This window comes from Bacillus sp. AC266 (assembly GCF_979253805.1).
Genome location: NZ_CEEDEC010000002.1, coordinates 426,901 through 440,498 on the forward strand (window position 1 = coordinate 426,901; position 13,598 = coordinate 440,498).

At 38.4% G+C, this 13,598-nt stretch carries 13 protein-coding genes and 1 other annotated feature; of the genes, 10 read left to right on the top strand and 3 right to left on the bottom strand.

Annotation, left to right across the window (positions count from 1 at the left end; all coding sequences use genetic code 11):
- Positions 1-49 precede the first annotated feature (49 nt).
- Positions 50-280, top strand: a binding site (T-box leader).
- A 69-nt stretch (positions 281-349) separates the two neighbouring features.
- The 3 genes from hisS to AC0IXC_RS09705 all read left to right on the top strand — a co-directional run bounded on the left by hisS (position 350) and on the right by AC0IXC_RS09705 (position 4,521).
- Positions 350-1,621 (top strand): histidine--tRNA ligase, encoded by a 1,272-nt coding sequence (gene hisS / locus AC0IXC_RS09695; RefSeq protein WP_012261743.1) that lies wholly within the window; start codon positions 350-352, stop codon positions 1,619-1,621.
- A 12-nt stretch (positions 1,622-1,633) separates the two neighbouring features.
- A complete protein-coding gene (aspS, locus tag AC0IXC_RS09700; RefSeq protein WP_002015297.1) occupies positions 1,634-3,409 on the top strand; it encodes an aspartate--tRNA ligase in 1,776 nt (591 codons plus the stop codon).
- A 344-nt stretch (positions 3,410-3,753) separates the two neighbouring features.
- Complete coding sequence (locus tag AC0IXC_RS09705) at positions 3,754-4,521, top strand: tRNA threonylcarbamoyladenosine dehydratase (RefSeq protein WP_000903181.1); 768 nt, start codon at positions 3,754-3,756, stop codon at positions 4,519-4,521.
- 156 nt (positions 4,522-4,677) lie between these two features.
- Here AC0IXC_RS09705 and AC0IXC_RS09710 read toward each other — a convergent pair whose 3' ends face one another.
- Both AC0IXC_RS09710 and AC0IXC_RS09715 read right to left on the bottom strand, forming a co-directional pair.
- A complete protein-coding gene (locus AC0IXC_RS09710) occupies positions 4,678-5,319 on the bottom strand; it encodes an RsfA family transcriptional regulator (protein WP_002034101.1) in 642 nt (213 codons plus the stop codon).
- A gap of 37 nt (positions 5,320-5,356) precedes the next feature.
- Positions 5,357-6,643: a replication-associated recombination protein A gene (locus tag AC0IXC_RS09715; RefSeq protein WP_002067244.1), complete on the bottom strand. Its 1,287-nt coding sequence runs from the start codon at positions 6,641-6,643 to the stop codon at positions 5,357-5,359.
- A 290-nt stretch (positions 6,644-6,933) separates the two neighbouring features.
- On the opposite strand from AC0IXC_RS09715, the gene cymR reads away from it, so the two are divergent.
- From cymR to AC0IXC_RS09750, 7 genes are all read left to right on the top strand, one after another.
- Complete coding sequence (cymR, locus tag AC0IXC_RS09720) at positions 6,934-7,350, top strand: cysteine metabolism transcriptional regulator CymR (protein WP_000704117.1); 417 nt, start codon at positions 6,934-6,936, stop codon at positions 7,348-7,350.
- 35 nt (positions 7,351-7,385) lie between these two features.
- Complete coding sequence (locus AC0IXC_RS09725) at positions 7,386-8,531, top strand: cysteine desulfurase family protein (protein ID WP_002143221.1); 1,146 nt, start codon at positions 7,386-7,388, stop codon at positions 8,529-8,531.
- A 16-nt stretch (positions 8,532-8,547) separates the two neighbouring features.
- The gene (gene mnmA, locus AC0IXC_RS09730) at positions 8,548-9,663 is read left to right on the top strand and encodes a tRNA 2-thiouridine(34) synthase MnmA (RefSeq protein WP_002088752.1); all 1,116 of its coding nucleotides are present in this window, start codon (positions 8,548-8,550) and stop codon (positions 9,661-9,663) included.
- A gap of 110 nt (positions 9,664-9,773) precedes the next feature.
- Positions 9,774-10,433 carry a tetratricopeptide repeat protein gene (locus tag AC0IXC_RS09735; protein ID WP_002143220.1) on the top strand — a complete coding sequence of 220 codons (660 nt, stop codon included), beginning with the start codon at positions 9,774-9,776 and terminating at the stop codon, positions 10,431-10,433.
- Between the two features lie 107 nt (positions 10,434-10,540).
- Positions 10,541-12,877, top strand: coding sequence for an SF1B family DNA helicase RecD2 (gene recD2 / locus AC0IXC_RS09740; RefSeq protein WP_471652852.1), 2,337 nt, complete (start codon positions 10,541-10,543; stop codon positions 12,875-12,877).
- Between the two features lie 127 nt (positions 12,878-13,004).
- A complete protein-coding gene (locus AC0IXC_RS09745; protein WP_002015288.1) occupies positions 13,005-13,193 on the top strand; it encodes a hypothetical protein in 189 nt (62 codons plus the stop codon).
- Between the two features lie 18 nt (positions 13,194-13,211).
- Positions 13,212-13,340: a YrzQ family protein gene (locus AC0IXC_RS09750; protein WP_002015286.1), complete on the top strand. Its 129-nt coding sequence runs from the start codon at positions 13,212-13,214 to the stop codon at positions 13,338-13,340.
- A gap of 36 nt (positions 13,341-13,376) precedes the next feature.
- On the opposite strand, the gene AC0IXC_RS09755 is transcribed toward AC0IXC_RS09750, so the two are convergent.
- Positions 13,377-13,589 (bottom strand): hypothetical protein, encoded by a 213-nt coding sequence (locus AC0IXC_RS09755; RefSeq protein WP_002015285.1) that lies wholly within the window; start codon positions 13,587-13,589, stop codon positions 13,377-13,379.
- Positions 13,590-13,598: the final 9 nt, after the last annotated feature.

The following is a 13,598-nucleotide window of genomic DNA, read 5'->3' on the forward strand; positions in this document are numbered from 1 at the left end:
TTGACAATCCTACTCAACAAACGTATAGTAATTTTATATTTACATATGAATATAGCCGTTGATAGAGGAGAGTAAATGAGATACACATGGAAAGAGAAGAAATGTCCTAGGCTGAAAACATTTCTACATGATGACTGATTGAATGACACTCTGTAGGTTTCAACTTGAAAGGCTTATACGCTTAGTAGAGATGAACGCAAATTTAAGCGTTATTAAAAAAGTGGAAGCATACGTGCTTCAATTAGGGTGGCACCACGGGTATAATACTCTCGTCCCTACTGTTCAAACAGTAGAGGCGGGAGTTTTTTTATTTTTATTAAGATTAAAACAATTTGAGGAGGAACTGAATATGTCTATTCAAATCCCACGCGGAACGCAAGATATTCTTCCAGGTAGTGTTGAGTTATGGCAGTATATCGAAGGGCAAGCGCGCGACATTTGCCGTCGTTACAATTATAAAGAAATTCGTACACCAATTTTTGAGCACACAGAGCTATTTTTACGTGGTGTTGGTGATACGACAGATATCGTACAAAAAGAAATGTATTCATTCCAAGACCGTGGAGAGCGTAGTTTAACATTACGTCCAGAAGGTACTGCACCTGTTGTACGTTCTTACGTTGAAAACAAAATGTTCGGTGATGCAACACAACCAACAAAATTATACTATATCGGCCAAATGTTCCGTTATGAAAGACCACAAGCAGGTCGCTATCGTCAATTCGTACAATTCGGTATTGAAGCAATTGGTAGTAACGATCCAGCAATTGATGCAGAAGTAATTGCACTTGCTGTAGAGTTTTACCGCGGTATGGGCTTGAAAAATATTAAAGTTGTATTAAATAGCTTAGGTGATGCAGCGAGTCGTCAAGCACACCGTGATGCGTTAATTGCTCACTTTGAGCCGCGCATCGGAGAATTCTGTTCTGATTGCCAATCTCGCTTAGAAAAAAACCCTCTTCGTATTTTAGACTGTAAGAAGGACCGTAATCATGAATTAATGAGCACGGCACCATCTATTACAGAATACTTAAACGAAGATTCAGCAGTATACTACGACAAAGTACAAGAACTACTAACGATGATGGATGTTCCATTTGAGAAAGATCCGAATTTAGTACGTGGTTTAGACTACTACCAACACACTGTTTTTGAAATTATGAGTGAGGCAGAAGGTTTCGGTGCTATCACAACATTAAGTGGCGGTGGCCGTTATAACGGACTTGTACAAGAAATCGGTGGACCGGAAATGCCAGGTATCGGTTTTGCGATGAGTATTGAGCGTTTAATTATGGCGCTGAAGGCTGAAAATATTGAGTTACCAATTGAACATAGTATTGATTGTTACGTTGTAGCACTTGGTGAAAAAGCGAAAGACCGTGCTGCAAAAGTTGCGTTCGATCTTCGTAAAGCTGGATTATCAGTTGAAAAAGATTATTTAGATCGCAAAATGAAAGCACAATTTAAATCTGCAGATCGTTTAAATGCGAAATACGTAGCTGTATTAGGGGAAGATGAGCTAGATAAAGGCATCATTAACTTAAAAGATATGGCAACAGGCGGACAAGAAGAAGTAGCGTTAGATGTATTTGCTTCATATGTAGCAGAGAAATTAATATAGGGGGAACTTAAAGTGGCTGAAAGAACACATGCATGCGGGAAAGTAACAGTAGAAGCGGTTGGACAAACAGTTCAATTAAAAGGTTGGGTACAAAAACGCCGTGATTTAGGTGGATTAATCTTTATCGACTTACGTGACCGTACAGGTATCGTACAAGTTGTATTTAATCCAGAAACATCAAAAGAAGCGTTAGAAGTAGCAGAAACGATTCGTAGCGAATACGTATTGCACGTAGAAGGTACAGTTGTTGAACGTGGTGAAGGCGCAATTAATGATAATATGGCAACTGGTCGTATTGAAGTACAAGCATCGAAAGTAAATGTATTAAACGCAGCGAAAACAACGCCAATCATTATTGCTGATGATACAGATGCATCAGAAGATGTGCGTTTAAAATATCGTTACTTAGACTTACGTCGTCCTGCAATGTTCAACACATTCAAAATGCGTCATGACGTAACGAAAACAATTCGTAACTTCTTAGATACAGAAGAGTTCTTAGAAGTTGAAACACCAATTTTAACGAAGAGCACGCCAGAAGGAGCTCGCGACTATTTAGTACCAAGCCGTGTGCATGATGGTGAATTTTATGCATTACCTCAATCTCCGCAGCTATTTAAACAGCTTCTTATGGTCGGTGGATTTGAGCGTTACTATCAAGTAGCACGTTGTTTCCGTGACGAAGATTTACGTGCGGATCGTCAACCGGAATTCACGCAAATTGATATCGAGGCATCATTCTTAACACAAGATGAAATTTTAGAAATGATGGAGCGTATGATGACGAAAGTCATGAAGGATGCAAAAGGTGTAGAAGTTAGTGCACCATTCCCTCGTATGAAATATGCTGATGCAATGGCTCGCTTTGGTTCTGATAAGCCGGATACACGCTTTGAAATGGAACTAAAAGACCTATCTGAATTTGCAGTAGGTTGTGGATTTAAAGTATTTACAAGTGCTGTAGAAAACGGCGGACAAGTAAAAGCGATTAACGCAAAAGGTGCAGCGAGCAAATACTCTCGTAAAGACATCGATGCATTAACTGAATTCGCCAAAGTATACGGTGCAAAAGGTCTAGCTTGGCTTAAAGTTGAAGAAGACGGCTTAAAAGGACCGATTGCGAAATTCTTCGGTGAAGAAGAGGCAAACGTGTTAATGAGTACATTAGAAGCGGATGCTGGTGACTTATTACTATTCGTAGCAGATAAGAAAAGTGTTGTTGCAGATAGCTTAGGTGCACTTCGTTTACGTCTAGGTAAAGAACTTGAGTTAATTGACGAAAGTAAATTTAACTTCCTATGGGTAACTGATTGGCCACTTCTTGAGTACGATGAAGATGCAGATCGTTACTTCGCAGCTCACCACCCATTCACAATGCCATTCCGTGAAGACGTTGAGTTATTAGAAACAGCACCAGAAAAAGCACGTGCACAAGCATATGACCTTGTATTAAACGGTTATGAGCTTGGTGGTGGATCACTTCGTATCTACGAGCGTGACGTACAAGAAAAAATGTTCAAAGCACTTGGATTCTCACAAGAAGAAGCACAAGAACAATTCGGATTCTTATTAGAAGCATTCGAATACGGTACACCACCACACGGCGGAATCGCATTAGGTTTAGACCGTCTTGTTATGTTACTTGCAGGTCGTACGAACCTTCGTGATACAATTGCATTCCCGAAAACAGCAAGCGCAAGCTGCTTATTAACAGAAGCGCCAAGCCCAGTTGCAGAAGCTCAGCTTGAAGAGCTAAGCTTAAAATTGAGCTTGAAAGAAGAGAAGTAAGAATAGAGTCTAGATGGTTATACTATAGCCGTCTAGGCTTTTTTTGAGGGGAAGTTTAAAAAGTCCGGTTCAGATAACTGTCGCATCTCATCGTTACGTATGCTAGTCCGGTGCTCGAGTAGTACTCCTACACCGCGCTCCTCCTAGCATACGTGCCTCAATCTGCTAGGTTCTCTAAATCCTCCTTTTTAAACGTATACGTAAGAAAAAGTTCGGGTTTTACATTATGTTTTCCTTGTTTGAAATACGTATTTTTAGGAATTATATAACTTTTTCTATACAAATAGTCGGAAAAACGCTAGAATACATGGTAGACCATTTTTGTAATAGGAGTGTAGAGCTGAATGTTACATCAATTTTCACGTAATGAATTAGCCTTTGGAAAAGAAGGCCTTGAAATATTAAAAAATAGTACAGTCGGTATTTTAGGTATTGGTGGCGTAGGATCATTTTCGGCAGAAGCGTTAGCACGTTCTGGCGTAGGACGTCTCGTATTAGTTGACAAAGATGTTGTAGATATTACAAACGTAAACCGTCAAATTCACGCGTTAGTATCTACTGTAGGACGTTCAAAAGTAGAATTAATGAAAGAGCGTATTGCAGATATTAATCCAGAGTGTGAAGTAATTGGACTAGAGATGTTTTATACAGATGAAACATATGAAGAGTTCTTTAAACACGGTTTAGATTTCGTAGTAGATGCATCTGATACGATTACGTTCAAAATTCATTTAATTAAACAATGTTTACGTCGTAAAATCAAAATTATCTCATGTATGGGTGCGGCAAATAAAATGGACCCAACTCGTTTCCGTATTGCGGACATTTCTAAAACACATACAGATCCAATTGCGAAAGTAATTCGTACGAAGCTTCGTAAAGATGGTATTAAAAAAGGTGTAAAAGTTGTCTTCTCTGACGAAAACCCAATCGTAATTCGTGAAGAAGTACGTAAAGAAATCGTGCCAGACGAAAATGCAAAAATTCGTAAAGCGAAATTACCACCTTCTTCAAATGCGTTCGTACCATCTGTGGCTGGTTTAATTATGGCAAGTCACGTTGTACGTGAGCGTATTAAAAACGTAGAAGTCAAGCGTGTAGGGCAAGAATAAAAAGGAAGCATATATCGTTTAGGATATATGCTTTTTGTATGTTTTAAAGAAATATCGATGTCGAATCGTTAATATAATTACATTTACTGTGGTGCTTTTTCACTAAGGGAAAATAAACAGGGATGTCACTTAGTTGAAAAAGTGGCATCCCTGTTTTTAGTTTTCTGCAGAATATATAATATCTAAATTTCCATTTTGATCGGTTTTGAAAATCGGAGCAATTTGCTCTTCTTGTTCTTCGACCGAAACAAGTTTTCGAGCACGATCCATAATTCTAACAAGCATTGCATAATCTTCTTCGATTGCTTGTTGTTTTTTTGTGAGAACAGCTAATTTTGCTTCAAGTTCATTATTCATTTTTTGCAGGGAAGTGAGCTGATCTTGTAATACGTCATTTTCAGTTTGTAACTTTGCGAGTGAAGGGTTATTGTGCTCCAAGTTTTGCAAAAATGAGATGACATTTTGCATTGTAAGATCTTGTTTATTTGGGACAATATCTTCTGAAAACTCGGCATCGATTACGAGCTGCCGAGTTTGTGTGAACTGCTCTTTTTCTATTTTAGCTTCCGAACGCTTTAATTCTTTACGTTGTTTTTTTGCGATTTGCACCGCATCTTCATAATATGGTCTTACTTCAGCATTCCATCTAAAGCCACAAGCTGCTGAAGTTCGGTTTAATGTATCACCAACTTCATCGAATGCTTTTATTTGTGTACTTCCGCTGCGAATATGTCGTAAAACAGTTTCTGCTAAAAGGAGATCGTCTTCTTTTGTCCATGCATCTTGACGTGTTTTCATAAGCGAACCCTCCGTAATGGTGACGTTTTCGCTTATATTACCCTTTATTCTTCGTTTTATGCGAACTTTGTAATCTTTCATAAACAGTAGAAAGTGCTTGTTCAAATTTTCCTGTCGTTTTCGGTTTATAATATTGCTTGTTTTTAATTTTATCAGGTAAGTATTGTTGTTGTACCCAGCCATTTGGGTGATCGTGTGGATATAAGTATCCGATGCCTCTTCCTAACGATTCGGCTCCTTTATAATGACTATCTTTTAAATGACTTGGAATATCGCCTGTTTGGCCATTACGTAAATCGTGTAGTGCGGCATCGAGTGCTTTATAGGCCGAGTTTGATTTCGGTGATAGACAAAGTTCAATAACAGCATTTGCAAGTGGTATGCGTGCCTCTGGGAAGCCGACCCGTTCAGCTGATTCAATCGCTGCAAGTGTACGTTGTCCAGCTTGTGGGCTAGCAAGTCCGATATCTTCATATGCCATAATAAGCAGACGTCTACCGATGCTTTGTAAGTCACCAGCTTCAATAAGACGTGCTAAATAATGAAGTGCGGCGTTCACATCACTTCCGCGTACTGATTTTTGAAAAGCAGATAAAACGTCATAGTGAGCATCGCCACCTTTGTCGTGAACGAAACTCTTTTTCTGTAAGCATTCTTCTGCGATTTCAAGTGTAATTTCCGCGGCTTTGTCGTCAGTTGTAAAGCTAGATAAAACAGCTAGTTCAAGTGCATTATAAGCTGAGCGCATATCTCCGCCTGATGCATTTGCAAAGTGATGTAATGCTTCATCCGTAACAGTTACATCATATTCCCCAAGCCCTTTTTCTTTATCTTCAAGCGCTCGTTTTAAGCCAATTAAAATATCATCTTCTGTTAATGCGTGTAATTCGAAGATTTGACAACGACTTCGAATAGCAGAATTAATAGCATGGAACGGATTGCTTGTCGTTGCACCAATTAAAGTAAGAAGTCCGCTTTCTAAATGGGGTAATAGAAAGTCTTGCTTCGCTTTATCTAGCCTATGAACTTCATCCAAAATTAAAACGAGGTGCCGATGCATCTTCGCTTCTTGTACGACAACTTCCATATCTTTTTTATTATGAGTAACAGCGTTTAAGAGGCGAAACAGGGTTCCAGTACTTCCTGCAATTGCGCTGGCGATTGATGTTTTTCCTGTGCCTGGAGGACCGTATAAAATCATTGATTGAAAATGATTTGCTTGGACCATTCGCCATAAAATCTTGCCTTCACCAACTAAATGCTGTTGTCCGATAATTTCTTGAATATTTGTAGGGCGCATTCGATGTGCGAGTGGTTGTTTCATTTGACCCTCTCCCTTAATGTATAATCTCATTCTATCGTATCATTTTTTTTGATGAAATTTGAAATAGGATGCTGTTTTATGGGAAAAACGAAGGATAATATTTTCATTTTTCTTTCAATTGTAATAATTTCCGAGTTTTTCAATGTGATTTTATGTTATCATTTTGATACACAAGTTGAAATTTCTTATAATACTATATTATGCTATAATTTCATAGGATTTTAAATTGTGTTCTTTTATAAATAAGATATAACCAATAGAAGTGAAAATTTGAAATGAGGTGCAAATAGATGAAGATTTCAACGAAAGGCCGCTACGGCTTAACAATTATGATCGACCTTGCAAAAAAGTTTGGTGAAGGCCCAATTTCATTAAAATCAATTGCGCAGGCGCATGACCTATCTGAGCATTACTTAGAGCAATTAATTTCACCACTTCGTAACGCTCGTCTTGTAAAGAGTACGCGTGGTGCATATGGTGGATATGTATTATCTGATCAGCCAGTCAACATTACAGCTGGAGATGTAATCCGTGTACTAGAGGGTCCAATTAGTGTTGTAGAAATGATAGAAGAAGAAGAACCAGCACAACGTCAATTATGGATGCGTGTTCGTGATGCGGTGCAAGAAGTATTAGATAGTACAACTTTAGAAGATTTAGTACGTTATGAGGAAGAAAATCACGGGGGCTATATGTTTTACATTTAATTCCTTGTGAAACGATTTGGAAAGAAGGAGATTTAATGGAACGCATTTACTTAGATCATGCTGCGACATCTCCGACTCACCCAGAAGTGGTCGAAAAGATGATTCCATATATGACAGAAACATTTGGAAACCCGTCTAGTATTCACTTTTATGGGCGTCAAACGCGCCATGCGGTAGATGAGGCGAGACGTGTGTGTGCACGTAGCATTCACGCGAGTCCAAATGAAATTATATTCACGAGCGGTGGTACAGAAGCTGATAATTTAGCACTTATAGGTGTAGCGCGCGCGAATCGTCATAAAGGTAACCATATTATTACAACGCAAATTGAACATCATGCGATTTTGCATACGTGTGAATTGTTAGAGCGTGAAGGATTTGAAGTGACGTATTTACCTGTTGATGAAACAGGGCGTGTTCAAGTTTCTGACATACAAAAGGCACTAACGGAAGAGACGATTCTTGTATCTATTATGTTCGGGAATAATGAAGTAGGGACAATACAACCAATTGTGGAAATAGGTAAGTTGTTAAAAGAGCATCAAGCTTATTTCCACACAGATGCTGTACAAGCTTACGGTTTAATAGAAATAGATGTGAAAGAGTTTGGTATTGATTTATTATCGATTTCCGCTCACAAAATTAACGGCCCAAAAGGTGTAGGGTTCCTATATGCTGGTGCAAATGTGAAATTTGAACCGTTATTAATAGGCGGAGAGCAAGAAAGAAAACGTCGTGCTGGTACTGAAAATATACCTAGTATTGTTGGACTTCAACATGCAGTTTCGCTAGCTGAAAAAACTCGTGAGCAAAAAAATGCCCAATATGAAGAGTTTAAAGATATAATGGTATCTGTCTTCAAAAATGAGGACATTCATTTCGAGGTAAACGGAGACTTGGAATATCGCTTACCACATGTGTTTAATATAAGTTTTACAGGAATGAATATTGAACCGTTTCTTGTAAACCTAGACTTAGCTGGTATTGCAGTATCAAGTGGTTCTGCTTGTACAGCTGGTTCGATTGATCCATCACATGTATTAGTGGCGATGTTCGGAAAAGACTCCGATCAAATACGTTCATCCGTACGCTTTAGTTTCGGACTTGGAAATACGAAAGAGCAAATTGAAAAAGCGGCGTACGAAACAGTGAAAATCGTGAAGCGATTAACACAAAATTAGCATGGGAGGTGACATGATGAACAAACTACCTCAAGAAACACGCGTTGTCATCGGGATGTCCGGTGGCGTCGATTCATCTGTAGCAGCTCTTTTATTAAAAGAGCAGGGTTATGATGTAATCGGAATTTTTATGAAAAACTGGGATGATACAGATGCAAATGGTGTCTGCACAGCAACAGAAGATTACAATGATGTAATTGAAGTGTGTAACCAAATCGGCATTCCGTATTATGCAGTAAACTTTGAAAAACAATACTGGGATAAAGTATTTACGTACTTTTTAGATGAGTACCGAGCTGGTCGTACACCAAACCCAGATGTAATGTGTAACAAAGAAATTAAATTTAAAGCATTTTTAGAGCATGCAATTGCACTTGGTGCTGATTATGTAGCAACAGGTCATTATGCACGCGTTGCTTATATGGACGGCGAATATAAAATGCTTCGCGGCGTTGATGACAATAAAGATCAAACATATTTCTTAAATCAATTAAGCCAAGAGCAACTATCAAAAACAATGTTCCCATTAGGTGAATTAAAGAAACCACAAATTCGCGAAATGGCGACAGAAGCTGGTTTAGCGACAGCGGCGAAGAAAGATAGTACTGGTATTTGCTTCATCGGTGAGCGTAACTTTAAAGATTTCTTAAGTAACTATTTACCGGCGCAACCAGGTGTGATGCAAACATTATCTGGTGAAGTGAAAGGGAAACATGATGGTTTAATGTATTATACAATTGGACAACGTCATGGCCTTGGTATTGGTGGTAATGGTGATCCGTGGTTTGCTGTTGGAAAAAACTTGAAAGAAAACATTTTATATGTTGATCAAGGATTCCATAACGAACTTCTATATGGTGATGAAGTTATTGCTACGAATGTAGGCTGGGTAAGTAATAAAGCGAAGGAAAAAGAATTTACGTGTACAGCGAAATTCCGTTATCGTCAAGCAGACAATAAAGTAACGGTTCAAATCGTTGATGAAAATACAGTTCGTATTCTTTGTGATGAGCCAATTCGTGCGATTACGCCAGGCCAAGCAGTTGTTTTCTATGATGGAGATGAGTGCTTAGGCGGCGCTACAATTGATGAAGTATATCATAGTGGTAAGAAATTAGATTATTTAGGATAACACGAGAAGCCTCTGCCGATTAGCGGTTAGAGGTTTCTTTTACATAAAGCGAATTTTCGTTCGCTTGGAAAATACATTCTTTGTTATAATTTGTTGTAGAGGTGAAGGATATGTCAAACAAACTTGAAACAGGTATTAAATATATGCAAGAAGGAAACTGGGAAGAAGCAGCTAAAAATTTCACAGAAGCAATCGAAGAAAATCCGAAAGATGCGCTTGGATACATTAACTTTGCGAATTTATTAGATGTATTAGGTGATAGTGAGCGAGCAATTGTATTTTATAAACGTGCATTAGAATTAGATGGTAAATCTGCTGCTGCTTATTATGGCTTAGGAAATGTATATTACGGTCAAGAGCAATTTGCAGAGGCGAAGGCTGTATTTGAACAAGCGATGCAAGTGGGATTACAATCAGCTGACGTAACATTTATGTTAGGTATCACACATGTGCAACTTGGAAATGATCGTCTTGCACTTCCATTTTTACAAAGAGCGACGGAATTAGATGAAGGCGATGTAGAAGCTGTTTTCCAATGCGGACTTTGCTTTGCACGACTAGAACATATTCAAGAGGCAAAACCTTATTTTGAAAAGGTGTTAGAAATGGATGAAGAGCATGCAGATGCGTATTATAATTTAGGTGTTGCGTACGTATTCGAGGAGAATAACGAGAAAGCTCTTACTTTATTTAAGAAAGCGACTGAAATTCAAGCAGACCACTTTTTAGCTGGTAATGGTATTCGTTTATTAGAGCAAGAAGCTGAATAAAGTGAAATTATAGTTTAATGCGCAGTTACCCCTCATCTAAAGATTGTGAAAGAGGTGGGGGATGTACTGCTCATTAAAGTGAAAAGAACTCGGAAAGGAGAGGAAATATGGGAAATCAACATGCAATGGATTTGTTTGAGGAAGAAAAAAAATTTATAAAAGCGCAAGTTCTTCATACCATTTTCCACAACGAAGAAAACCTCTATTCCGTTGTCAGTATGAAAGTCATTGAAACGAATGAAACATACGACGAAAAAAAAGTAATGATAAACGGTCATTTTCCCCGTATGCATGAAGATGAAGTGTTTACATTAACAGGTCATTTTAAAGACCACCCAAAGTATGGAAAACAATATTTAGTTGAAACGTTTAAAAAAGAACTGCCACAAACAAAAGCAGGTATGGTGCAATATTTAGCGAGCGATTTATTTAAAGGGATTGGAAAGCGTACAGCCGAAAAAATCGTGGACCATCTTGGTGAGCATGCGATTTCTAAAATTATGGATGATCCGGATGCGTTAAGTGGTGTTGTAAACAAGCAAAAAGCGCAGGAAATATATGAGACGATTATTGAGCATCAAGGGCTCGAGAAAGTGATGAGTTTTTTAAATGGTTACGGTTTTGGAACAAAACTTTCTATTAAAATTTATCAGCAATATAAAGAGATGACATTAGAAGTGATTCGTAATAATCCGTATAAACTTATTGAAGAAGTGGACGGAATTGGATTTGGAAGAGCAGATGATATAGGGCGTGCAATCGGAATAACGGGCAATCACGACGACCGTGTACGTGCAGGGTGTTTTTATACGTTAGAGAATATTTCATTACAACTCGGTCACGTGTATATGGAAAAAGGTCAGCTTGTAAGAGAAACGATGTCACTTTTAAATAATCAAGAAGGTAGAGTGACTGAGGAAGATATTGTAGGCTGCGTTGAAATGATGCAAAGCGAAGGGAAAGTCATTATAGAAGAAGAGCGAGTGTATTTAGCTTCTTTATTCTATTCTGAGAAAGGCGTTGTAAAGTCAATTCGTCGTCTTATGAATCAAGAAGAAACCCCTGCATTCCCTGAAGCAGAAGTGTTAAAAACGTTAGGAGAAATTGAAGAACAGCTAAAGGTACAGTATGCGCCGCTTCAGCAAGAAGCAGTTCAAACTGCACTTCATAAGCCGATGATGTTATTAACAGGTGGACCAGGGACGGGGAAAACAACAGTTATTAAAGGAATTGTTGAAATGTATGCGTCACTTCACGGAGTATCATTAAATCCGAATGAATATAGTGATGATAATCCATTTCCAATATTATTAACGGCCCCAACTGGAAGAGCGGCGAAGCGCATGAGTGAATCGACAGGACTTCCAGCTTGCACAATTCATCGTCTGCTTGGATGGACGCCAGAAGGATCTTTTCAGCGCAATGAAACAGACCCTGTACAAGGGAAGCTCCTTATTATTGATGAGTTTTCGATGGTAGATATTTGGCTTGCAAATCAGCTATTCAAGTCACTTCCGACAAATATTCAAGTTATCGTTGTAGGTGATGAAGATCAGTTGCCATCTGTAGGACCTGGACAAGTGTTAAAAGATTTATTGAATGCAGGTGCGGTTCCAACGGTCAAGCTTACAGAAATTTATCGTCAAGCGGAAGGGTCATCTGTTATTCAACTTGCCCATGCGATAAAGGACGGAACACTTCCACCAGATTTAGCGCAAAATAAAAAAGATCGTTCATTTATCAGCTGTGCAGGTACTCAAATTGTTGAAGTTGTAAAAAAAGTATGTGAAAACGCGAAGACGAAAGGGTTTAGCGCAAGAGATGTACAAGTGTTGGCACCTATGTACCGCGGACCGGCAGGTATTAATGTGTTAAATGAAGCTCTTCAAGAAGTGTTCAATCCGAAAAAAGAAAAAAGTAAAGAAATTGCCTACGGTGACGTTGTATACCGCAGAGGTGATAAAGTACTTCAATTAGTCAATCAGCCGGAAAGCCAAGTATTTAATGGTGATATCGGAGAAATCGTTTCGGTGTTTTATGCGAAAGAAAACGTTGAGCAACAAGATATGATTATCGTTTCATTTGATGGGATTGAAGTAACGTATACAAAGCCAGATTTAAATCAAATTACACATGCATATTGCTGCTCGATTCATAAATCACAAGGTAGTGAATTTCCGATTGTTATTATGCCGATTGTAAAAAGCTATAACCGTATGTTACGTCGTAATTTAATTTACACGGGTATTACAAGGAGTAAGAAATTCCTTATTATTTGCGGGGAGGAAGCAGCGTTTCAATCCGGTGTAAATCGCCTTGATGATGCAATGCGTCAAACGACTTTAGCTGGCCGATTGCAAGAATCACAAGGAGAAGTGCAGATGGTGACGGTTAATGGTGAAGAAATGGACGTGGAAAACATTTCACCGTATGATTTCATGTAACAAGGTGAAATTATATAGTGAACCTTTCAAACGTATAACGTTGAAAGGTTCTAGCAATGTATAAATGAATGCAGTTTGGACATAATGGCGAATAGAATCTGGGAGACTGTAAGGAGATGAAAGCCATATGTTCAGTTGTCCAAATTGCAAAGGGAAAGACATCGGAAAAATAGGTGTCAACCAATTTTATTGCTGGAATTGTTATATCGAATTATCGGTTTCAAAGGGGAAAATCCATACACATCAAGTAGAGGAAGATGGTTCATTAAGCTCTCTTGATGATTTATTTGATGATAATGAAAGAACGATCGGATAACGAAAAGGGGGATTTACTTTGAATCTACGCAATTCATTAATCGCATTAGGTGTTGGAGCTGCAGCGTATCAATATGCTCGCAAACAAGATGTATTCTCAAAACGCAATGTGAAAAAAGCACGTAAGATGATTAAGTCTTATTTATAAGGCGTAAAAAACTCCCTTTATGATAAGGGAGTTTTTTTATGCGCTTGTATGCAAATATAAAAGTCCGATTTCAGAGAAGAGATAAGATAAACCGTAGCATCCAACGCCAAGCATTCCATAATGCCATAAGTGCTTAGCTCTTTCCTTTCGTGAGGAACGAATAAAGAAGCCTTTCCAAATACCAAACCCGATACAAATCCATTCAAGAAGCATAAAAAGTGCGGATAATGCAAGCATAAATAAGATCATTATGAGCCC